Source organism: Janthinobacterium sp. GMG2, from assembly GCF_033949445.1.
GTDB lineage: Bacteria > Pseudomonadota > Gammaproteobacteria > Burkholderiales > Burkholderiaceae_D > Janthinobacterium > Janthinobacterium aestuarii.
Genome location: NZ_JAXAWA010000003.1, coordinates 128,962 through 149,520, shown reverse-complemented (window position 1 = coordinate 149,520; position 20,559 = coordinate 128,962). Strand labels below are relative to the sequence as shown.

19 protein-coding genes are annotated in these 20,559 nt (G+C 55.7%); 11 read left to right on the top strand and 8 right to left on the bottom strand.

Going from position 1 to position 20,559, the window contains the following annotated elements:
- Positions 1-4: 4 nt before the first annotated feature.
- Complete coding sequence (locus SKZ59_RS12725) at positions 5-985, bottom strand: LysR family transcriptional regulator (RefSeq protein ID WP_034752642.1); 981 nt, start codon at positions 983-985, stop codon at positions 5-7.
- A gap of 206 nt (positions 986-1,191) precedes the next feature.
- On the opposite strand from SKZ59_RS12725, the gene SKZ59_RS12720 reads away from it, so the two are divergent.
- The gene (locus SKZ59_RS12720; RefSeq protein ID WP_034752641.1) at positions 1,192-1,497 is read left to right on the top strand and encodes a hypothetical protein; all 306 of its coding nucleotides are present in this window, start codon (positions 1,192-1,194) and stop codon (positions 1,495-1,497) included.
- 60 nt (positions 1,498-1,557) lie between these two features.
- Here the strand turns inward: SKZ59_RS12720 and SKZ59_RS12715 are convergent, their stop codons facing one another.
- From SKZ59_RS12715 to SKZ59_RS12695, 5 genes are all read right to left on the bottom strand, one after another.
- Positions 1,558-2,154, bottom strand: a complete 597-nt coding sequence (locus SKZ59_RS12715) for a chalcone isomerase family protein (RefSeq protein ID WP_070303218.1) — start codon at positions 2,152-2,154, stop codon at positions 1,558-1,560.
- Between the two features lie 112 nt (positions 2,155-2,266).
- Positions 2,267-2,530, bottom strand: coding sequence for a YfhL family 4Fe-4S dicluster ferredoxin (locus SKZ59_RS12710; protein ID WP_070303217.1), 264 nt, complete (start codon positions 2,528-2,530; stop codon positions 2,267-2,269).
- A 14-nt stretch (positions 2,531-2,544) separates the two neighbouring features.
- Positions 2,545-3,042, bottom strand: a complete 498-nt coding sequence (gene coaD, locus SKZ59_RS12705) for a pantetheine-phosphate adenylyltransferase (RefSeq protein ID WP_034752633.1) — start codon at positions 3,040-3,042, stop codon at positions 2,545-2,547.
- Between the two features lie 100 nt (positions 3,043-3,142).
- Positions 3,143-3,802 carry a 16S rRNA (guanine(966)-N(2))-methyltransferase RsmD gene (gene rsmD, locus SKZ59_RS12700; RefSeq protein ID WP_319991992.1) on the bottom strand — a complete coding sequence of 220 codons (660 nt, stop codon included), beginning with the start codon at positions 3,800-3,802 and terminating at the stop codon, positions 3,143-3,145.
- Between the two features lie 69 nt (positions 3,803-3,871).
- A complete protein-coding gene (locus SKZ59_RS12695) occupies positions 3,872-4,768 on the bottom strand; it encodes a DUF6279 family lipoprotein (protein ID WP_319991991.1) in 897 nt (298 codons plus the stop codon).
- A 25-nt stretch (positions 4,769-4,793) separates the two neighbouring features.
- Between SKZ59_RS12695 and glmU the strand changes: the two genes are divergently transcribed.
- Positions 4,794-6,170 (top strand): bifunctional UDP-N-acetylglucosamine diphosphorylase/glucosamine-1-phosphate N-acetyltransferase GlmU, encoded by a 1,377-nt coding sequence (gene glmU, locus SKZ59_RS12690; protein ID WP_319991990.1) that lies wholly within the window; start codon positions 4,794-4,796, stop codon positions 6,168-6,170.
- Positions 6,171-6,822: 652 nt separating this feature from the next.
- On the opposite strand, the gene SKZ59_RS12685 is transcribed toward glmU, so the two are convergent.
- On the bottom strand, positions 6,823-7,296 hold the full coding sequence (locus tag SKZ59_RS12685) for an Lrp/AsnC family transcriptional regulator (RefSeq protein WP_034752625.1): 474 nt from the start codon (positions 7,294-7,296) through the stop codon (positions 6,823-6,825).
- A 161-nt stretch (positions 7,297-7,457) separates the two neighbouring features.
- Here SKZ59_RS12685 and glmS point away from each other — a divergent pair, with 161 nt between their 5' ends.
- From glmS to SKZ59_RS12650, 7 genes are all read left to right on the top strand, one after another.
- Complete coding sequence (glmS, locus tag SKZ59_RS12680) at positions 7,458-9,287, top strand: glutamine--fructose-6-phosphate transaminase (isomerizing) (RefSeq protein WP_034752623.1); 1,830 nt, start codon at positions 7,458-7,460, stop codon at positions 9,285-9,287.
- A gap of 76 nt (positions 9,288-9,363) precedes the next feature.
- Complete coding sequence (locus SKZ59_RS12675; RefSeq protein WP_319991989.1) at positions 9,364-9,981, top strand: restriction endonuclease subunit S; 618 nt, start codon at positions 9,364-9,366, stop codon at positions 9,979-9,981.
- Positions 9,978-11,504 carry a type I restriction-modification system subunit M gene (locus tag SKZ59_RS12670; RefSeq protein WP_319991988.1) on the top strand — a complete coding sequence of 509 codons (1,527 nt, stop codon included), beginning with the start codon at positions 9,978-9,980 and terminating at the stop codon, positions 11,502-11,504. The genes SKZ59_RS12675 and SKZ59_RS12670 overlap by 4 nt, the downstream gene beginning before the upstream one ends.
- Entirely contained in the window at positions 11,497-12,543 is a 1,047-nt protein-coding gene (locus SKZ59_RS12665) for a virulence RhuM family protein (RefSeq protein WP_319991987.1), read from the top strand. The genes SKZ59_RS12670 and SKZ59_RS12665 overlap by 8 nt, the downstream gene beginning before the upstream one ends.
- The gene (locus SKZ59_RS12660; RefSeq protein WP_319991986.1) at positions 12,533-13,786 is read left to right on the top strand and encodes a restriction endonuclease subunit S; all 1,254 of its coding nucleotides are present in this window, start codon (positions 12,533-12,535) and stop codon (positions 13,784-13,786) included. The genes SKZ59_RS12665 and SKZ59_RS12660 overlap by 11 nt, the downstream gene beginning before the upstream one ends.
- On the top strand, positions 13,783-17,088 hold the full coding sequence (locus tag SKZ59_RS12655) for an HsdR family type I site-specific deoxyribonuclease (RefSeq protein ID WP_319991985.1): 3,306 nt from the start codon (positions 13,783-13,785) through the stop codon (positions 17,086-17,088). The genes SKZ59_RS12660 and SKZ59_RS12655 overlap by 4 nt, the downstream gene beginning before the upstream one ends.
- Before the next feature lie 8 nt (positions 17,089-17,096).
- On the top strand, positions 17,097-17,834 hold the full coding sequence (locus SKZ59_RS12650; RefSeq protein ID WP_319991984.1) for a SprT family zinc-dependent metalloprotease: 738 nt from the start codon (positions 17,097-17,099) through the stop codon (positions 17,832-17,834).
- Between the two features lie 48 nt (positions 17,835-17,882).
- Here SKZ59_RS12650 and SKZ59_RS12645 read toward each other — a convergent pair whose 3' ends face one another.
- Positions 17,883-18,794: a LysR family transcriptional regulator gene (locus SKZ59_RS12645; protein WP_319991983.1), complete on the bottom strand. Its 912-nt coding sequence runs from the start codon at positions 18,792-18,794 to the stop codon at positions 17,883-17,885.
- 127 nt (positions 18,795-18,921) lie between these two features.
- Between SKZ59_RS12645 and msuE the strand changes: the two genes are divergently transcribed.
- Both msuE and SKZ59_RS12635 read left to right on the top strand, forming a co-directional pair.
- A complete protein-coding gene (msuE, locus tag SKZ59_RS12640; RefSeq protein ID WP_319991982.1) occupies positions 18,922-19,503 on the top strand; it encodes an FMN reductase in 582 nt (193 codons plus the stop codon).
- A 60-nt stretch (positions 19,504-19,563) separates the two neighbouring features.
- Positions 19,564-20,541 (top strand): DUF1852 domain-containing protein, encoded by a 978-nt coding sequence (locus tag SKZ59_RS12635; RefSeq protein WP_319991981.1) that lies wholly within the window; start codon positions 19,564-19,566, stop codon positions 20,539-20,541.
- Positions 20,542-20,559: the final 18 nt, after the last annotated feature.

Sequence of the window (20,559 nt, the reverse complement as noted above, 5' to 3'; positions counted from 1 at the left end):
GCGCTTACTCGATATGCGGCTTGGGCGCCACGCCGCCGCCGGCCGCCGTGGCCGTCCGTAAAGTGGGCGTGTTCATGCTTTCCAGATGATTACGCAGCCATTTATGGGCGGGGCTGCGGGCGTCGCGCTCGTGCCACAGCATGTCCAGGTGGACGGCCGGCAAGGTCAATGGCAAATCCTTGTACAGCAGGGACTCCGTCATGCCCGTCGAGGCGATCAAATGGCGCGGCAAGACCGTGATCAGGTCGGAATTGGCGACCACTCGCCCGGCCGTGAAGAACTGGTTGACCGTCAACAAAATGCGCCGTTCGCGGTGGATCTGCGACAGCGCTTCGTCGATCAAGCCATGCGCGCGGCCGGAAAAGCTCACCAATAAATGGTTGGCCGCGCAGTAGTTATCCAAGGTCAATTCCTTGTCGGCCAGCGGATGGCCGCGCCGCATCACGCACACATACTTGCCGGAATACAGGCGCTCGTGGCGGATGGGCGAACCCGTTTCGCTCGACAATTGCGCTGCCACGCCGGGAAAGAAGCCCACGGCCAGATCGATATCGCCGCGCAGCAGCATGGGGCGCGGTTCGCGCGTCGTCAGCGGCATCATGCGCACGTTGACGCCCGGTGCTTCCCGTTCGATCGAGCGCATCAGCGAGGGCAGCCAGAACGCGGCCGTCGCATCGGCCATCGCCATGCGGAAAGTGGCGTGGGTCTTCGACACGTCGAAGGTTTCCGGCGTGACGGCCGCTTCCAGGCTGGCCAGGGCCGAGCGCACGGATGGCCATAGTGCTTCGGCGCGGGGCGTGGGTTTTACGCCGTAGGCCGTGCGGATCAGCAATTCGTCACCGAGGCTCTCGCGCAGGCGTTTGATGGCGTTCGATACCGCCGGCTGCGTCATCGCCAGGTGGCCGGCTGCGCGCGTCAGGTTTTGTTCCGTCATGACGGCGTCGAAAACACGCAGCAAGTTCAGATCCAGCGTCAGAAAACTCATGGAAAGCCCAAGATAAAAGTTGAATTGATTACTTAAAATTGATTACTTAGCAGTGTAAACCGCGCCGGGCACGAATATTTTCACTCGTAAAAAAATATTACAGTTTTCCATTCACGATTCATATAATTGGTATCAAGAAATGGAATTAGATTTATATGTTGCACTGCACTATAGTACTGGCAAATTCTATAATGCACTGGAACACTATGTCTACCTTCGCCTCCGCCCTGTACGCAGTATCCGCACCCGTGCTGGAGATTTCTCTGCTCAACGCCCTGCAACTCGTGCTGGTGATCGTCGCTGTGGGCGCGTTCGCCCTGCTGTTCAAGCCTTTGCTGGTGGGGATCGCCCGCGCCATGATGCTGGTGGTGCGTCCCAAGTTGAGCCGCGAAGAGCGTCTGGCGCGCCAGCAGATGCGCGAAGCGCAAGCCTTGAAGCGCACTTTGGGCAAGATGGATGGCGTGTCGCCAAGCAACGCCGCCGAATTGCGCGCCCTGTCGACACGCGCATAAGCTCGCTGTTGCAGATGACAAGCCGGCATGCGCCGGCTTTTTTTACGCCCGCGTTTTGCTTCAGGCCATATCGCCCAGCAAATGCGCGCGCAACAAGGTGTCGGCAGGATGGGCGCCGATCCAGATTTTCAGCAGCGCATTGTAAAAGGCCAGGTCCGGCACCATGTCGCCCACCTGCTTGCCGTTCAGTTTGCACAAGGTTCCCTCTTCCGGCAGCCAGTCCACGGTGAGAATGTCGCCCTTTTTCAGGCCCGGTACCATTTCGAACATGGCGCCGAACTGCATCGTCTGGCTCAGCAGGCGCGTGCGGTCGGCCTGGTCGGAACTGCGCTTCAAGCCCTGCATGAAGGCTTGCCCCAGCTCGTCGGAAGTGATGTCGCGCAGCATGACGATTTCCAGGCGGCGCGGTCCGGGCAGCGCCAAAATGTCGGCCAGCTGGGTTTTCTTTTCCGGCAGGTACAGCGCGATCGTATAGACCTTGAAGATGACCTTGTAGCGCACGCCGGCGCCGTTGAGTTTCAACTCGCGGCTGGCCAGCTGTACCGTGTCGTCCAGCTTGACGCCGCCCACCTCGACGGCAAGCGCCGTTTGTGCCAGGCAGGCGCACAGGCAGGCGGCAGTGAGGGAACAGCCGAAACGGGATGTGCGTATTTGCATCTTCTACCTCCGTGGAAACCATGGGCTGTGGATAAGTCAGCACACAGTGTAGAACAGTTGGCAGAAGCTGGCGCCACGCAGAAGTGGTCCAGAAGTGGCGCGGGGGAAATGCTTAAGGTTTGGCAGGCAGTTCCGCCTGCAGGCGTTCGTACTTGGCCATCAATTGTTCCGGGCTTTCGCGCCAGGCGGGATTGAAGGGGATGCAGCTGACGGGGCACACTTGCTGGCATTGCGGCTCGTCAAAGTGGCCCACGCATTCGGTGCACTTGTTGGGATCGATTTCGTAGATTTCCGCGCCCATGTAGATCGCGTCATTCGGGCACTCGGGCTCGCAAATGTCGCAATTGATGCATTCGTCGGTGATCAGTAATGCCATGATTTCACTCTTACTTATTGCGATGAGGCAGCGTTGGCGGCAATCTTGTTTTGCAGCCAGCGGTTCACCGAGGGGAAGACAAACTTGGAGACGTCGCCGCCCAGTGCCGCGATTTCGCGCACGATGGTGCCCGAAATGAACTGGTACTGGTCGGACGGCGTCAGGAACATGGTTTCGACATCGGGCAACAGGTAGCGGTTCATGCCCGCCATCTGGAATTCGTATTCGAAGTCGGAAACGGCGCGCAAGCCGCGCACGATGACACGCGCTTCATGCTTGCGCACGAAATCCTTGAGCAAGCCGGAAAAGCTTTCCACTTGCACATTCGGATAGTGGCCAAGCACTTCGTTGGCGATTTCCAGGCGTTCGTCGAGCGAGAAAAACGGTTGCTTGTTCTTGCTGTCGGCCACACCGACGATCAGCTTGTCAAACAGACCCGATGCGCGGCGCACCAAATCTTCATGACCACGCGTGAGCGGATCGAATGTTCCTGGATAAACGGCTACAACCATTGCGGCTCCCTGACGATGCACCAATATAGACGCGCATTATGCCTGAAATTGGTGCTGCGCCTCGGGCCAGGGAGCCTTTTTGCCTCATTTATAGGCAGATTCAGGCAGTTGCAGGCACTTTGTTGTAAGTTAGCAAATGATAATAAACGGTGCCCGCCTTGTCGGCGCGGATGACTTCCCACGGCGCCATCCATTCCGGCTTTTCCAGTGCGCTCGCTTCATCGAAGACCAGCGGCAAGCCCGATTCGGCATACACGATGCCGCCTTCCTTGAGCAGATTGGCGCACAGCGGCAGCACTTTTGCGAGGAAATCCTGCTGGTAAGGCGGATCGAGGAAGATCAGGTCGAAGCGCTGGCCGCGCGCTGCCAGGCCCTGCGCCGTCAGCAGGGCGTCGCCGCGCAGCAGCTGGACATTATCAGCGCGCAATTTCGTCTTGTTCTCTTCCAGCTGGCGGATCACGGGCGTGTGCGTGTCGACCATGATGACGGACGCGGCGCCGCGGCTGGCCGCTTCGAAACCCAGCGCGCCGCTGCCGGCGAACAGGTCCAGCACCTGGGCGTTGGCCCAGTCGCCGTCGCGCAAGTGATTGATCCAGTTAAATACGGTTTCGCGCACGCGGTCCGGTGTCGGGCGCAAACCGAGTGCCTGCAAAACAGGCAGCACGGAGCGTTTCCACTGGCCGCCGATAATGCGCACCTGGTTCGGTGGCGGCGCGTGGTGCACGGGGACTTTGGCGGGTTTTTTAATCTTCTTTTGCATGGGGATTTCTTCAATTCGATGGCGGCCACTATAGCATATGGCCCCCTCCCCCCTGCTGGCGCTGCCTCGCTATTTTGGTTGCGTGGCCAGGGAATTGAAATCGTCGATCCAGCCCTGCATGCGCTTGACGGCGTGGGTCTTTTGCGCCGGCGTGGCGATCTTGATCACCGTCATGACCATCTGCGCCGTGCTGCTTTCGTAGGCATCGAAGAAGGCCTTGCGCTCCGAATGTTCGAGGCGCTCGAAACTGTCCTTGATCAGGGTCGTGATCAAGCCCACGGTGGCGTCCTTGCCAAGTTTTTCCTGGTGGACCTTCTTGACCAGGTTCAACACATTCTGCTGGCGCCGCATGCGTTCGTCGAGCCAGATCTCATTGTTCAGCGGACGTGCGTCGGACGCCTTGCGGATGATGGCTTCCTGCTCGCTGCTGAAGCTGCCGAACCACAGTTCGAATTGCTCCATGGCCTTCTTGTAGCGCAGTTGCTGGCGCTTCTCCTGGTCGCCGCTCAGGTATTTTTTGCGGTAATCATCATTGTTCGATTTGAACTTCTTTTCCATTTGCGCGATCTGCTCGGGCTTGAGCGAGCGCGCCAGGTCGGCCAGTTCGGGCGCCGCTTTCAGCAGCAGCGCCTGGGTGCGCTGCTTGATCTCGCTGTAATCGGCCATCAGGTCCGCCTGCGTGGTATTGCCTTGCAGCTGCTTTTGGCCCGTGCGCAGGATTTCCACGTAATCCTTCAATTGCGTCTTGCGGTGCCAGTCGAACAGCTTGTCGATATCCTCGCGCACCCAGCCCTTCTGGTCGCGGTCGAGGTCGACATACGCGTTCAGCCACCAGTACAGCACGGTATCGCCATTGTTGTAGGCCAGGCGCAAGCCGCTGCAGCCTGCGACGATAATGAAAAGCATGGCCAGCACGGCGTAACGAAAGCGGCTGGAGAACGGGGCCTGCGTGTTAAACTTTTTCATATTCTTAACTTATAAAAGACGGTCTATGAACGTTGTCATTCTCGCTGCCGGTATGGGCAAACGCATGCAGTCGGCACTGCCCAAGGTATTGCACCCGTTGGCGGGCAAGCCATTGTTGTCGCACGTCATCGACACGGCGCGCGGCCTGGCGCCGTCCCGATTATGCGTGATTTACGGGCATGGGGGCGCAGCGGTGCTGAAGTTGCTTGACGGCTACAAGGTGAACCATGCCGTGCAGATCGACGCCGCTGAGCAGGCGCAGCAGCTGGGCACCGGCCATGCCGTGCAGCAAGCGCTGCCTTTGCTGGACGACAGCGTGCCGACCCTGATCCTGTACGGCGACGTGCCGCTGACCAGCGCTGTTTCCCTGCAAAAACTGGTGAATGCGGCTGGCAACGATAAGCTGGCCATCTTGACCGTGGAACAGGACGATCCTTTCGGCCTGGGCCGCATCGTGCGCGAGAACGGCGCCATCGTGCGCATCGTCGAGGAAAAAGATGCCACGCCAGCAGAGCGCGCCATCCAGGAAATCAACAGCGGCATCATGGTCGCGCCCACCGTGGCCCTGAAGCAATGGCTGTCGGCCTTGTCGAATGACAATGCGCAAGGGGAATACTATCTGACCGATATCGTTGCCCAGGCAGTCGCTGACGGCGTGGCCGTCACCTCGGCGCATCCTGCCGCCGTGTGGGAAGTGGCGGGCGTCAACAGCAAGGTGCAGCTGGCCCAGCTGGAACGCATCCACCAGAACAATATCGCGCAAGCGCTGCTCGAGCGTGGTGTGACCCTGTTTGACCCGGCCCGCATCGACGTGCGCGGCGAACTCATTTGCGGCCGCGATGTCACCATCGACGTCGGCTGCGTATTTGAAGGCAGAGTCGAACTGGGCGACGGCGTGCGCGTGGGCGCCAACAACGTCTTCATCAACGCCACGGTGGCGCCCGGCGCGCACATCAAGCCCTTCTGCCATATCGAGGACGCCATCGTCGGCGCCGCTTCCATCATCGGCCCGTACGCGCGCCTGCGCCCGGGCACGGTCCTGGCGGAAGACGTGCACATCGGTAACTTCGTCGAAGTGAAAAACAGCCAGATCGCCGCGCACAGCAAGGCCAACCACCTGGCCTACATCGGCGACGCCACCATCGGCTCGAAGGTCAACATCGGCGCCGGCACGATTACCTGCAACTATGACGGCGTGAACAAGTTCCGCACGGTGATTGAAGACGACGCCTTCATTGGCAGCGACAGCCAGCTGATCGCGCCCGTCACCGTCGGCAAAGGCGCTACCCTGGGCGCCGGCACGACCTTGTCGAAAGATGCGCCAGCGGGCAAGCTGACCGTCTCGCGCGCGCGCCAGGTGACCATCGACGGCTGGACGCGTCCCGTGAAAATCAAGAAGTAAGCGCACCGCCCTCGGTACGCATGACGCCGTCAGCCTGTCCGGGCTGGCGGCGTTTTTTTTCGCCTGTGGATAATCCTGTGGAGAGTTGGCTGGCAACCCGGGATAAGTCCGACCATTTTTCCCATCCCGTATTTTCTCCATATTGTTGTGTGTGGATAAACATGTGAACAAGCATGCGGACAAGTGATGGATAAGCCCGGTATAAACTACGTATAAACGGTACAAAACCTGTGGAAAAGACGGGATAAGTTTTCTGATCCAGCTTGCCGCTCCAACGTACAAGCCAGTCCGGGCGGACTGAAAAAGTATCGCCGATTTTTTGCTTGCCTGGACTGTGGATAAGCTTGTGTACAATCTACGGATAAGTGATGAATAACTTATAAGTCATTGTATTGTAAGGATATTCAAGAGTTATTCGTAAGTATGGGCTGTGGGTAAAGCTGTGCAAAAGCCTGTGCTTAAAGCATGGACAAGCGATGGATAAGCCGGGATAAGTTTTTACACGGCAGTAGCTACACATTTATTGAACGGCCTCCTGCGAGGCCGGATGTGGCAGCCGTGAAAATCCGCGATTTTTATACTGTGGATAAACTTGTGTATAAGCACGTGAAAAGCGAGGGATAAGCTGAGATAACTTCTCTGTCCGCTTGTTTCACACAGCGATGCGCGTCTCGAACTTGCTGCGGAACGTGGAAAAATAGCTTTTCACGTTGCGCACATTCGCGTGCGCGGCAAACAGGCGGTGCGCCAGCGCGTGGTAGGCGGGCATGTCGGCCACTTGCACCATCAGCACGAAATCGGGCCCGGGCGAGACGCGGTAGCATTGCAGCACGGCCGCTTCCTGCGCCACCAGCTGCTCGAATTCCGCCATGCGCTCCGCCGCCTGTACGTCGAGCGTGATTTCCACGATGGCCGTCAGGCGCGCGCCCACCAGCTGCGGCGCGACGATGGCCACTTGCCGCTCGATGACGCCGCTTTCCCGTAAATGCTTGACCCGCCGCAAACACGTGGGCGCCGAGACGTGCACCGCTTGCGCCAGTTCACTGTTGGTTTGCGATGCATCAATTTGCAAGGCGTTCAGGATGCGACGATCGATTTCGTCGAGGGTAATGTTGTCTTCGCTCATAGTATTGATGGATTAGAGAATATATCGAGTATAAATGAAATAATATTTCATCATAAAATAGAGGTGAAATATTCAGTCAAATATACACGGATTTAGAAAGCATATTTCACGCGCTCTGCATTAGCATGCATGCATTGATTAAATTTTAGACAGAGGTTTCCATGTGCGGCATCGTCGGCGCAGTAGCGCAACGTAATATCACTCCCATCCTGGTCGAAGGCTTGAAGCGCCTGGAATACCGCGGCTACGATTCCTGCGGCATCGCCCTGCATGCGGATGGCCGCTTGCAGCGCTCGCGCTCCACCTCGCGCGTGGCCGAGCTGGAAAAGCAGATCGGCGAAGAAGGTTTGAGCGGTTTCACGGGCATCGCCCACACGCGCTGGGCCACGCATGGCGCCCCTGTCTCCTTCAATGCCCACCCGCACTTTTCCCCAACGGAAGAGAACGCCCGCGTGGCGCTGGTGCATAACGGCATCATCGAAAACCACGACGAGCTGCGCGCCGAACTGACGGCCCTCGGTTACGTCTTCCAGAGCCAGACGGACACGGAAGTGATTGCCCACCTGGTCGAGCACATGTACAACGGCGACCTGTTCGAGACCGTGCAGCAAGCCGTGAAACGCCTCGATGGCGCGTATGCGATTGCCGTGTTCTGCCGCGACGAACCGCACCGCGTGGTCGCCGCGCGCCAGGGTTCGCCCCTGATCGTCGGCCTGGGCAATGGTGAAAACTTTGTCGCGTCCGACGCCATGGCGCTGGCCGGCACGACGGACCAGATTATCTACTTGGAAGAAGGCGACGTGGTCGACCTGCAACTGTCGCGCTGCTGGATCGTCGACGTTGATGGCAAGCCCGTCGAGCGCGAAGTGAAAACCGTGCACGCGCACACGGGCGCGGCCGAGCTGGGTCCTTACCGCCACTACATGCAGAAGGAAATCTTCGAGCAGCCGCGCGCCATCGGCGACACCTTGGAAGGTGTGACGGGCATCATGCCGGAACTGTTCGGCGACGACGCCTATAAAATCTTCAAGCAGATCGACCGCGTGCTGATCCTGGCCTGCGGCACCAGCTCGTACGCGGGCATGACGGCGAAATATTGGATCGAGTCGATCGCCAAGGTACCCGTCAGCGTGGAAGTGGCCAGCGAATACCGCTACCGCGACAGCGTGCCGAATCCGAATACACTGGTGGTGACCATTTCGCAAAGCGGCGAAACGGCCGACACCCTGGCCGCCCTGAAACACGCGCGCAGCCTGGGCATGCTGCACACCTTGACCATCTGCAACGTGGCCACCAGCGCCATGGTGCGCGAATGCGCCTTGGCCTACATCACGCGCGCCGGCGTGGAAGTGGGCGTGGCCTCCACCAAAGCGTTCACGACGCAGCTGGCCGGCTTGTTCCTGCTGACTCTGTGCCTGGCGCAAGTCAATGGCCACCTGTCCGAAGAACAGGAAGCGGCGCACCTGAAAGCCATGCGCCACCTGCCTGTCGCCATCGCGTCCGTGCTGGCGCTGGAACCGCAAATCATCGCCTGGTCCGAAGAATTCGCGCGCAAGGAAAACGCCCTCTTCCTCGGTCGCGGCATGCACTATCCGATCGCCCTGGAAGGCGCACTGAAGCTGAAGGAAATTTCGTACATCCACGCCGAAGCATATCCGGCAGGCGAGCTGAAGCACGGCCCGCTGGCTCTGGTGACGAATGAAATGCCGGTCGTCACCATCGCGCCGAACGACGCTCTGATCGAAAAGCTGAAATCGAACATGCAGGAAGTGCGCGCCCGCGGCGGCCAACTGTACGTCTTCGCCGATGTGGATTCCCGCATCAGCTCCGGCGAAGGCCTGCACGTCATCCGCCTGCCCGAGCACTATGGAGATTTGTCGCCGATCCTGCACGTCGTCGCGCTGCAATTGCTGGCGTACCACACGGCGCTGGCACGTGGCACGGATGTGGACAAGCCACGCAATCTGGCCAAGTCGGTGACGGTGGAGTAATTTTTTAAAATGCATCAACAAGGTTGATGCAGAAATTAATCTTGAAAATTTAAGTTCTTTAAGATATAGTTGCGTCATGAAAATTGATGCAACTATTTCTTCTATTGTCGACCTGCTTCATCTGCAAGGCGGCTATTCTTTCAGAGGCTCCATAGAAGGAGCAGTCGATGGGAATGCGCTGGCTGTGCAGATGAAGGACGTTGATCCCGAACATGGCGTGAATTGGGCGGGCACACTCCGCACTAATTTGAGCACGCATAGATTGCCTGCCTGGCTCAAAGAAGAAGATATTCTTCTTGTTTCCAAAGGGACGCGTTTCTATGCGGTTTGTCTGGATCGCCCGCCCCACCCTGCCGTCTGCAGTCCTCACTTTTTTCACTTGCAGGTGAAGTCGACGGCGACGTTGATGCCAGCATTTGTTGCATGGCAAATAAACCAAGCTCCGTTTCAGCGGCAACTGCTACAGGCTGCCGAAGGTAGCAGCCAACTCAGCATCCGTCGTCCATTGCTGGAAGCACTCACACTCAGTATTCCGTCGTTGCAGATCCAGCAAAGCATTGTCGCGCTGGCCGAACTTGCACGTCAGGAGCGCCAAACACTCAAGCAACTTATTCGCAACCGCGAACAACAAATCAATGCACTCGCTGACGGTCTGTTCCCGACGGCTAACTTACATTTGCAGGGAAATCCATGAACGATCTCAACATCAAAATCAACGCCGTCAGCCAGGACGAAATCAATGGTGCAGTATGGAGTGCGTGTGACACCTTCCGTGGTACGGTGGATCCCAGCATCTACAAGGATTTTGTGCTTACCATGCTGTTTCTCAAGTATGTGTCGGACGTTTGGCAGGATCACTACGACAATTACAAAAAACAATATGGCGATCATCCTGAGCTGATCAAGGAAATGCTCAAGAACGAGCGTTTTGTCTTGCCAGCCAGCGCCAGTTTTTATTCGCTGCATAGCTTGCGCCACAGCGCCGGTAACGGCGAACGTATCGACAAAGCTTTGCATGCCATTGAAGATGCGAACTTGACCAAGCTGCGTGATGTTTTTCAAGACATCAGCTTCAACTCCAACAAGCTCGGCGATGAACAGCAGAAAAATGACATCCTGCGCCATCTGCTGGAAGATTTTGCAAAGCCAGCCTTGGATCTGCGGCCCAGCCGTGTCGGCACCTTGGATGTGATTGGCAATGCTTATGAATTCCTCATCAAGAATTTCGCGTCCACCAGTGGTAAAAAGGCCGGTGAATTCTATACCCCACCGGAAGTATCATCCTTGATGGCGCGCCTGATGACGCCACAGGAAGGCGATGAAATCTGCGACCCTACCTGCGGCTCCGGCTCCCTGCTGATGAAATGCGGCCGTCTGGTGCGCGAGAATACGGGCTCGCGCAAATATGCGCTGTACGGGCAAGAAGCGATAGGCAGCACCTGGGCATTGGCCAAGATGAATATGTTCTTGCATGGCGAAGATAATCATCGCATCGAGTGGGGCGATACCATTCGCAATCCCAAGCTGTTGGATAGCGTATCGAGCTTGAAACACTTTGATATCGTTGTCGCCAATCCTCCGTTCAGCCTGGAAAAGTGGGGCCATGAGGGGGCCGATACGGATAAATTCAGCCGCTTCCGCCGCGGCGTGCCGCCACGTACCAAGGGCGACTATGCATTCATTCTGCACATGGTGGAAACCATGAAACCCGGAACTGGGCGCATGGCGGTAGTGGTGCCGCATGGCGTGCTGTTCCGCGGCGCGGCAGAGGGCCGCATTCGCCAGAGACTGATCGAAGAAAACTTGCTCGACATAGTGATTGGTTTGCCTGAAAAACTGTTCTACGGCACGGGTATTCCTGCTGCGGTGTTAGTACTGCGCAAGAACAAGAGCGACGACAAAGTGCTGTTCATCGATGCCAGCCGTGATTTCGAAGCAGGGAAGAATCAGAACTTCCTGCGCGAAACTGACTTGCAACGTATCTTGGACACTGCATTCACAAGGCAGGGGTCAGATAAATACGCCTACCTTGCCAGCCCTGCAGAGATCGCCGAAAACGACTTCAACCTCAATATTCCGCGCTATGTCGACACCTTCGAGGAGGAAGCAGAGATTGACCTGATGGCTGTACGCAAGGAGCGCGAACAACTCAAGGCAGAGCTTGAAGTTCTGGAGGCGCAAATGGCGGTGTACTTGAAGGAACTGGGCTATGAGTGATAACAGCAAGCCTATCGTGGATCAAGGCGAATTAGTTCTTTACACATCAGAGGACGGCAACGCGACGTTCTTCCTGCGGGCAGAAGGTGGCACCGTATGGCTGACACAAGTAGAGTTGGCTGAACTGTTTCAAACCTCGGTGCCAAACGTCAATATTCATATCAAGAATGTTATTGAGGAAGGCGAGCTTGAGGGGGAGGCAACTATTAAGGAAGACTTAATAGTTCGAATCGAAGGTACACGACAGGTGAGGCGTCCAGTCAAGCTGTACAACCTGGACATGATCCTGGCGGTCGGATACAGGGTCAAATCTCCACGCGGCACGCAGTTTCGCCAGTGGGCGACCACGCATTTGCGCGAATACCTGGTCAAAGGTTTCGTCATGGATGACGAGCGCATGAAAGACCCGGTGGGTTGGGATTATTTTGACGAACTGCTTGAACGTATCCGTGACATACGGGCTTCCGAAAAGCGCTTTTACCAAAAAGTGCGCGATCTGTTTGCCTTGTCTGTGGATTACAAAGCCCATGCTGGCATGGTCGGTCCTTTTTTTGCTGAAGTACAAAACAAAATGCTATACGCCGTTACCCAGCAAACCGCCGCCGAGTTGATTGTCAATCGTGCCGATCCCAGCCAACCGAATATGGCGTTGACGGCATGGAAAGCAAAGCGCATCTGCAAGACGGACGTTATCGTTGCCAAGAATTACCTTAATGCCGAAGAAATCGATCACCTGAATCGCATGGTCACCGCCTTCCTGGAGTTTGCGGAACTGCGCATCCGCCAGCGCAAGCAGCTGACGATGGCCGACTGGAAACTATACGTCGATAACTTCATTCAGTTCAATGAAAGTCCTTTGCTGAAAGGCGCCGGACGCATGAGCCATGACGCCATGCTGAAGATCGCGCATGAGCGATACGAGCAGTTTGATGGACAGCGGCGCAAGGCTGAGGCGATTGAGGCGGACAGCAGCGATTTGAAGGAACTGGAGCAGGTGGAAAAGCAGTTGAGCAAGAAAGGTGGGCGTGATGTTTCCTAAAGATTGGCAACGATCTACGTTGGGTAAGATCGCGCAGATCACTTCCGGTGGTACGCCTGATCGTGCGAACGCTGACTACTGGGATGGCGACGTGCCGTGGGTAACAACGGGCGAAATTCAATTCAATACGATTAATGGAACGTTGGAAAAGATAACGGAATTAGGGCTGAAAAATTCAGCTGCGAAGCGTTTCCCAGTCGATACGTTATTAATGGCAATGTATGGACAAGGAAAAACGAGGGGGCAAGTAGCCAAGCTGGGAATTGAGGCCGCGACAAATCAGGCCTGTGCCGCCATCTTGTTGCGAGATGGGTATGACACGGATTTCTATTTTCAGTATCTATCTTTTCAATATGAAGCTCTTCGGGAGCTGGGCAATGCTGGTACGCAACAGAATTTAAGTGGAGGTATCCTAAAAATGGTACCTGTACCTATTCTTCCTCTAAAGGAGCAGCGCCGCATCGCCAACATCCTCACCACGTGGGATAAAGTCATCGCAAGCACTGAACGATTGATAGCGAATAGCCTAAGGCAAAAAAAAATGCTTGCTCAACGAATGCTGACTGGCAAGGTGCGATTACAAGGATTTTCGACTAGCGTAATTCGTCGTGAAACCCCATATGGCTCGCTGCCTGAGGATTGGGCTTACTTGCGGATCGAAGAAGTTGCAGTTGAAGTGAGCCAGAAGCTTGGTGATGTTGCTCCTTATCCAGTGCTATCTTGTACCAAGCACCATGGACTGGTTGACTCATTAAATTACTTTAAGAAGCAAGTTTTTAGCCTGGATACATCGACATATAAAGTTATTCCAAAGAACTGTTTCGTTTACGCGACAAATCACATCGATGAGGGATCCATCGGCTATCAGAATTTATATGATTTCGGATTGGTTAGCCCTATGTACACCTCTTTTAAAACTAACGATAATATTTTGGATTCTTATCTTTTTGCATTGCTTAAGACAGAACATTATCGCCAGATTTTTGCATCGGCAACCAATGCATCAGTAGACCGTCGAGGTAGTCTTCGGTGGAAAGATTTTAGAAAATTGCATATACCCGTACCATCGATCAGTGAACAAAAAGCCATTGCAAAGGTGTTGGTGCTCGCTGATCGTGATGCCGATTTGATGCAGCGTAAATTAGATTTACTACGCAAAGAAAAATCCGCATTGATGACTCAACTCCTGACTGGCAAACGACGCGTTCATTTGTCAGATTCCGAAACTGTGGTGTCAGCATGAACACAACCCCCAACTCCCGCGAGCAATACAGCGCCCATATTCCCGCATTGCATTTGTTGTGCAACCTAGGCTGGAACTTTATCACCACGGCGCAAGCTCTGGCGCTGCGTGGCAGCACGCGGGAAGTGTTGCTCAAGGGGCGGTTGATCGAGGTATTGCAGACGCGCCGCTATGAGTACAAGGGAGAGTGGTATGCGCTGTCCGCTGGCGGCATCGATCAAGTGGTGCGGGAGTTGTCGGCGTTGAGTCTTGCAGAAGGACTGATGCCAGCCAATGAAAAGCTGTATGGCAAGCTGGCGTTGGGTATTACTGTCACAGAATTCATGCCTGATGGTAAAAGGCATCAAACTACCGTGCAAGTGGTGGATTGGGCTGAACTTGACCGCAACCGCTGGGATGTCACGGAAGAGCTGGAAGTGCTATCCACTCAGGGCACGCATACCCGCGTACCCGATGTGGTGTGCTATGTGAATGGTATTCCGTTGGTGGTGATCGAGGCGAAGCGTGCTGAATCGGCCGGCAGTCATCCGGCCAAGGCAATGGTGCAGGAGGGGATCAGCCAGCACTTGCGCAACCAGCGGCAAGATGAGATTCCCAATTTGTTCTCGTACGCGCAATTGCTGCTTTCCATCAGTCAAACGGAAGGACGTTACGGTACCACGCATACGGCGGCAAAGTTCTGGGCCAAATGGCGTGAAGAAGAATTCGACGATTCATACATTTCCTTTTTTAAAAATTCCGCCTTGACCCCGGACACTCGCGCGGCCATGTTTGAAGGTAAACCCGTTGCCTTGGCAGCTTACTTTGATGCATTGTGGTCACATCCTATGCAAGCCACCGACCAGGATCGCCTGCTGGTCAGTCTCTTGACGCCGCAACGCTTGCTGGAATTTTTGCGCGGGTTTGTATTGTTCGACCGGAAGGTCGGCAAGATCGTCGCGCGCTATCAGCAGTTTTTCGGCATTCGCGCCTTATTGGAGCGCATCAGTCAGCGGCGTCCTGATGGCGGGCGTGAGGGAGGCGTGGTGTGGCACACCACAGGCTCGGGCAAGAGCTTTACCATGGTGTTCCTGACCAAAGCCCTGCTATTGGTGAAATCGTTGCAAGAATGTCGCGTGGTGGTGGTTACCGACCGGGTTGATCTGGAAAGCCAGCTCTCTCGCAACTTCATGTCGGGCGGCGCGTTTGGTTCATCGATTGGCACGCAAAAAGATGGTGAAAAAAGCCGCAGCTTGTCCGGGCGTGACCTTGCCAGGCGTATCGGTAGTGGCACCGAACGTATTACCTTTACCTTGATACACAAGTTCAATACCGCTTCCAAGCTGGCCGAATGCCGCAATGATTCACCCGACCTGATTGTGCTGGTCGATGAGGGGCACCGCAGCCATGGTGGCGAAACCCATGAGCGCATGAAGCAGGCGCTACCCAAGGCTGCGTATATCGCTTTCACGGGCACGCCCTTGTTGAAAAATGAAAAAGCCGCCAACAAGTTTGGCCCTATCGTGCATGCCTATACCATGCAGCGCGCGGTGGAGGACGAAACCGTGGCACCTCTGTTGTACGAGGAACGCAAGCCTGCATTGGATATCAATGAGGATGCAGTCAGCCGCTGGTTCGAGAAGATCACCGTGAATCTTAGTGATGCTCAACGCACCGACTTGAAGCGCAAGTACGCCAAAAAGAAAGCTGTTTATGGTGCGCTCAATCGCATTGAACTGATTGCATGGGATATTGCCACGCATTTCAGTGAAAATATCAAGAGTCTGGGCATGGGGCTGAAAGGGCAAGTCGCCACGGACAGCAAACTGAATGCAATACGCTACAAGAAAGCACTCGATGAAACCGGGCTGGTCACCAGCGCGATTGTCATCTCGCCGCCCGATACGCGCGAGGGCAATTCCGACGTGGATGAAGATACTTTGCCGGAAGTCCAAAGGTGGTGGAAGCAAAATATCGCCGTGTATGGTGCCGACCCCGAAGTGTATGAAAAGCAGATACTCAACGACTTCGCTACCGATGGCGCGCCGGATTTGCTGATCGTGGTCGACAAATTGTTGACTGGATTTGACGAGCCGCGCAACGCGGTGCTGTATATCGACAAGCCGCTCAAGGGACACAATCTGATCCAGGCTGTGGCGCGTGTAAATCGCCTGCATGATGCCAAACGCTATGGCATTCTGGTCGATTACCGGGGCATTCTGGAAGAGCTCGACACGGCCATCCGTGACTATCAAGACCTGGAAATTACCACCCAAGGCGGCTTTGATATCGCGGACATTGAAGGTCTCTACCACCAGTTCAGCACCGAGTACAAACGCTTGCCTGGCTTGCACGACAAGCTTTTCTCATTTTTTAAGAGTGTTGGAAACCGGCTCGACACCGAGCAGTACCGGCAAGTGTTGACGCCAAAGTTCGTCAAGGGCGTTGATGGTGACGAGTATGACGAGCGCCAAAAAGTGCGCGACGACTTTTATGCAGCCGTGACCGCGTTTGGTCTTTGTTTGCAGTTGGCCCTGTCCTCGCGCAGTTTTTTTGAAGACAAGAGTTTTTCAGAAAGCCTGATCGCTCGTTACAAGTCCGATTTACGCTTCTTCACGGAATTGCGCCAGACCGCGCGCCGCGATGCCATGGAAACCGTCGATTACAGTAACTATGAAGAGCAAATTCGCAAACTCGTCGACAAGCAAGTCATCGGCATGGAGGTGCGTGAATCGGAAGGTGTGTACCTGGTGCACCAACTGGGAAAAATTGAAGATCCCGAGCAATGGTCGGAAGACAAGACACGCAATGAAACGGACATCATCCGTACGCGTTTGCGTAAAACCATCGAGCAGGAGTTGGCGGAAGATCCTTATGCACAGAAGGTGTTTGGGGAACTGCTGAAACAGGCTATCGCCGAGGCAGAAGCCATGTTCGATCACCCGATCAAGCAATATGCCCTGTTTCAGGAGTTTGAGAAAAAACTCGACACTCGCCAGACTGACGGAGTACCTGATGCCCTGGATGAAAAACCGCATGCCAAAGCGTACTTTGGTGTGATGCGTCTCGTTTTAGGGGAGACTGTGTTTGCGACATTAAGTTCTGAAGTTCAGGAAAATCTGGTTCAGCAGGCGATTGCCATGGATGTGTTGGTACGCGATGCCGTCGCAGAAAATTCCCTGAATCCGCAAAATATCGAGGCGGCCATACGCAAGGGGCTATTGCCCTTATTGTTTGGCACCCTGGGGTTGGACAAGACGTTGCTGGTCGTTGAACAGATCATCCAGATTACCCGCATTGGATTGAATCGTTCCGCAACATGATAAAACCCATGCAATCGACTCAGCACAGCATTCAGTATGGAGACGAGCTGATTCGCTTCAGCCTGCGTCGCCAGCCCTTGCGCACCGCACAACGGCTGGCGATTCATGTCGAACCGGATGGCAGTGTCGTTGTCGATGCCTCCGAGGTAACGTCACTTGAAGTTGTCCTGAGTGCTGTAAAAAAGCGCGTGCGCTGGATCAGTCAGCATGTTGGCGCCGCAAGAGAAAGACTGCATCATGTGCTTCCACGTGAATATGTGAGTGGAGAAGCGCTGCACTATCTTGGCCGGCGTTATCGATTGAAGGTCATTGTTCAGAATGACGTGACCCCGGGTGCGCGCATGCGTGGTGGATTTATCGAAGTTACCGTTGATGAACATCGGCCAGTCACTATCCAGAAAATCCTGGATGGCTGGTTTCGTATCAGAGCGCGGGAAGTGTTTGCCATCCGTTTGGCAGCGGTCGCTGCCCCTCTTGGCTGGATAAAGCACCTTCCCCCTACCCGTCTTCAATTCATGAAGGTGCAGTGGGGCAGCTGTTCGCCATCAGGCCGTATCACCCTTAATCCGATGCTGGTGAAAGCGCCACGCGATTGCATCGACTACGTGATATTGCATGAGTTATGTCATCTGCTACATCACAACCATGGTCCCAAATTTTACAAAACGCTGGACCGGTGCATGCCTGGTTGGCGAGTAGTTAAAGAAAGATTGGACAACATGGCCGAAGAGATATTTCGGGTATAAAAGTGGATATTCAAGTTTCAAAAAACATTGAACGGCTGCGGTTTGCGTTCAGCAGCTGGCTCCTGGCGCCATAGCGCTGGCCGGCTGGCGCGCCAGCTCGATGAAAGCCTTCACGTAGCCGATGGCGGTGTCCGTCTCGCGTGCCCCCAGGAAGATCTGCTTGGCGATGCCGCGCGGACCCAGCCGCACAGGCACCACGTCCATCTTGGCCGCGTATTCCTCGACCAGCCAGCGCGGCAGGGCGGCTACGCCGCGGCCGCTGGCCACCATCTGCAGCATGATGTCCGTCGTTTCGATGGCTTTGTGGCGCTTGGGCGTGACGCCGGCCGGCAACAGGAACTGGTTGTAGATGTCCAGGCGCTCGATGTCCACGGGGTAGCTGATCAGCACTTCCTGCGTCAGTTGCTGGGGCTTCACATAGGCAGCCGACGCCAGGGCATGGCCCTTGGCCACGACGAGCACCTGCTCGTAGTCGAACACGGGCTCGAATGTCAGCCCCGGCTTGTACAGCGGGTCGGGCGTGACAAGCAAGTCGATCTCGTAGCCGAACAGCGCGCCGATCCCGCCGAACTGAAACTTCTGCTTGACGTCCACATCCACGTGGGGCCACGCGGCCAGATAGGGAGACACCACTTTGAGCAGCCACTGGTAGCAAGGATGGCATTCCATGCCGATGCGCAGCGCGCCGCGCTCGCCCTGCGCGAACTGGCCCAGGCGCTCTTCGGCCAAGTCCAGTTGCGGCAGCACCCGGTTCGCCACCGCCAGCAAGTACTGGCCGGCCTGCGTCAGGCGCAGGTTGCGCCCTTCGCGCAGCCAGACGTCGGTGCCCAGTTGCTGCTCCAGCTTCTTCATGCTGTGGCTCAAGGCCGACTGGGTCAGGTTCAGCACGCCTGCGGCGGCCGTCAATGACCCTTGCTTTTCGACTTGCTGGACGATGCTGAGGTGGATACGTTCAAGCATTGGAATGAGCCATATTCATGGATGTATGAAATAAGACCATTATACTTCATCGATTCCCCCCGTTATCATCCATCCTCTTGCTGTTGGCATTCTTCGCCCTCGCGCATCACTCCCTATGAAAGCAAACATGACACGTCCACTTCGCTTAGTCGCCGTTTCCGGCGGGCTGCAACGCCCTTCCAAGGCAGCAGCCCTGGCCGAGCACCTGATGGACCTGATCGCCGAGGAAGTGCTGTGCGAACAACGCCTGGTCGAACTGGGGCAGCTCGCGCCGCAGCTGGCCGGCGCCACCTGGCGCTCCCATCTGCCCGAGACGGTGGAGCGGGAATTGGCGGCGGTCGAGCAAGCGGACATCTTGGTGGTGGCGACACCGGTCTATCGTGGCTCGTACACGGGCCTGTTCAAGCACTTCTTCGACTTCATTGACCAGGACGCCTTGATCGACAAGCCCGTCTTGCTGGCGGCTACCGGCGGCAGCGAGCGCCATGCCCTGATGATCGACCACCAGTTGCGGCCGCTGTTCAGCTTCTTCCAGGCACGCACATTGCCGCTGGGCGTCTACGCGACCGACAAGGACTTTACCGACTACCGCCTGCAGGATGAGGCCCTGCTCCAGCGCGCCACCTTGGCGGTACAACGGGCATTGCCCTTGATCGGCTTGACGCGCCATGCGAGATCCGCCAATGCTGAAGAGCTGGTCGCGGCCTGATACGCATCACCACGGTCAATCAACATATTCACCTTTTCGCAGACATCAGGACAGATCACCATGAGCAAAGATTTTGTATTCAGCATCAAGAGCATTGTTTTCGATGAAAACTATCACCCATCGGACAGCACGCGCCTGACGACCAACTTTGCCAATCTGGCCCGGGGAGAGCGTCGCCAGGAGAACTTGCGCAACACTTTGAAAATGATCGACAGCCGCTTCAACAGCCTGGCGCATTGGGACAACCCGACCGCAGACCGCTACTCGGTCGAGCTTGAAATCATTTCCGTCGCGTTGAATATCGATGCCGAAGGCGACAATATTCCATTGATCGAGATATTGAAGCCGAACATCATCGATAAAAAAACCAATGAGCGCATCGATGGCATCGCCGGGAATAACTTCTCCTCCTACGTGCGCGATTACGACTTTAGCGTGCTGCTGCCAGAGCACAACAATAATAAATCCACGTTTGGCACGCCGGACAACTTCGGCGATTTCCATGGCAAGCTGTTCAAGCACTTTGTCAGGTCAGACACCTATAAAGCGCACTTCAGCAAGCCGCCCGTTATCTGCATCAGCGCCTCGAGCAGCAAGACCTATCAGCGTACTGAAAACCAGCACCCCATCCTGGGCGTCGAGTACCAACAAAATGAGTTCTCGTCGACCGATGAATATTTCGAAAAGATGGGGATGCAGGTGCGTTATTTCATGCCGCCCAACAGCTCCGCGCCGCTGGCTTTCTACTTTATCGGCGACCTGCTGGCCGACTACAGCAATCTTGAACTGATCGGCACCATCAGCACGATGGAAACGTTCCAAAAGATCTACCGGCCCGAAATTTACAATGCCAATTCCGCGGCGGGGAAGTTGTATCAGCCCAGCCTGAAGAATCAGGATTACTCATTGACGCAAATTGTCTATGACCGGGAAGAGCGCAGCCAGCTGGCGGTCAAGCAAGGCAAATATACGGAAGAGCACTTCATCAAGCCCTACAAGAATGTTCTTGAACAATGGGCTGCGAATTACGCGCTCTGATCTAAAATAAACGAAAGC

Bases quoted from the DNA above. Each gene is read 5' to 3' on its own strand.
- SKZ59_RS12725 (WP_034752642.1), bottom strand. From the start codon at position 985: ATGAGTTTTCTGACGCTGGATCTGAACTTGCTGCGTGTTTTCGACGCC.
- SKZ59_RS12720 (WP_034752641.1), top strand. From the start codon at position 1,192: ATGTCTACCTTCGCCTCCGCCCTGTACGCAGTATCCGCACCCGTGCTG.
- SKZ59_RS12715 (WP_070303218.1), bottom strand. From the start codon at position 2,154: ATGCAAATACGCACATCCCGTTTCGGCTGTTCCCTCACTGCCGCCTGC.
- SKZ59_RS12710 (WP_070303217.1), bottom strand. From the start codon at position 2,530: ATGGCATTACTGATCACCGACGAATGCATCAATTGCGACATTTGCGAG.
- coaD (WP_034752633.1), bottom strand. From the start codon at position 3,042: ATGGTTGTAGCCGTTTATCCAGGAACATTCGATCCGCTCACGCGTGGT.
- rsmD (WP_319991992.1), bottom strand. From the start codon at position 3,802: ATGCAAAAGAAGATTAAAAAACCCGCCAAAGTCCCCGTGCACCACGCG.
- SKZ59_RS12695 (WP_319991991.1), bottom strand. From the start codon at position 4,768: ATGAAAAAGTTTAACACGCAGGCCCCGTTCTCCAGCCGCTTTCGTTAC.
- glmU (WP_319991990.1), top strand. From the start codon at position 4,794: ATGAACGTTGTCATTCTCGCTGCCGGTATGGGCAAACGCATGCAGTCG.
- SKZ59_RS12685 (WP_034752625.1), bottom strand. From the start codon at position 7,296: ATGAGCGAAGACAACATTACCCTCGACGAAATCGATCGTCGCATCCTG.
- glmS (WP_034752623.1), top strand. From the start codon at position 7,458: ATGTGCGGCATCGTCGGCGCAGTAGCGCAACGTAATATCACTCCCATC.
- SKZ59_RS12675 (WP_319991989.1), top strand. From the start codon at position 9,364: ATGAAAATTGATGCAACTATTTCTTCTATTGTCGACCTGCTTCATCTG.
- SKZ59_RS12670 (WP_319991988.1), top strand. From the start codon at position 9,978: ATGAACGATCTCAACATCAAAATCAACGCCGTCAGCCAGGACGAAATC.
- SKZ59_RS12665 (WP_319991987.1), top strand. From the start codon at position 11,497: ATGAGTGATAACAGCAAGCCTATCGTGGATCAAGGCGAATTAGTTCTT.
- SKZ59_RS12660 (WP_319991986.1), top strand. From the start codon at position 12,533: ATGTTTCCTAAAGATTGGCAACGATCTACGTTGGGTAAGATCGCGCAG.
- SKZ59_RS12655 (WP_319991985.1), top strand. From the start codon at position 13,783: ATGAACACAACCCCCAACTCCCGCGAGCAATACAGCGCCCATATTCCC.
- SKZ59_RS12650 (WP_319991984.1), top strand. From the start codon at position 17,097: ATGCAATCGACTCAGCACAGCATTCAGTATGGAGACGAGCTGATTCGC.
- SKZ59_RS12645 (WP_319991983.1), bottom strand. From the start codon at position 18,794: ATGCTTGAACGTATCCACCTCAGCATCGTCCAGCAAGTCGAAAAGCAA.
- msuE (WP_319991982.1), top strand. From the start codon at position 18,922: ATGACACGTCCACTTCGCTTAGTCGCCGTTTCCGGCGGGCTGCAACGC.
- SKZ59_RS12635 (WP_319991981.1), top strand. From the start codon at position 19,564: ATGAGCAAAGATTTTGTATTCAGCATCAAGAGCATTGTTTTCGATGAA.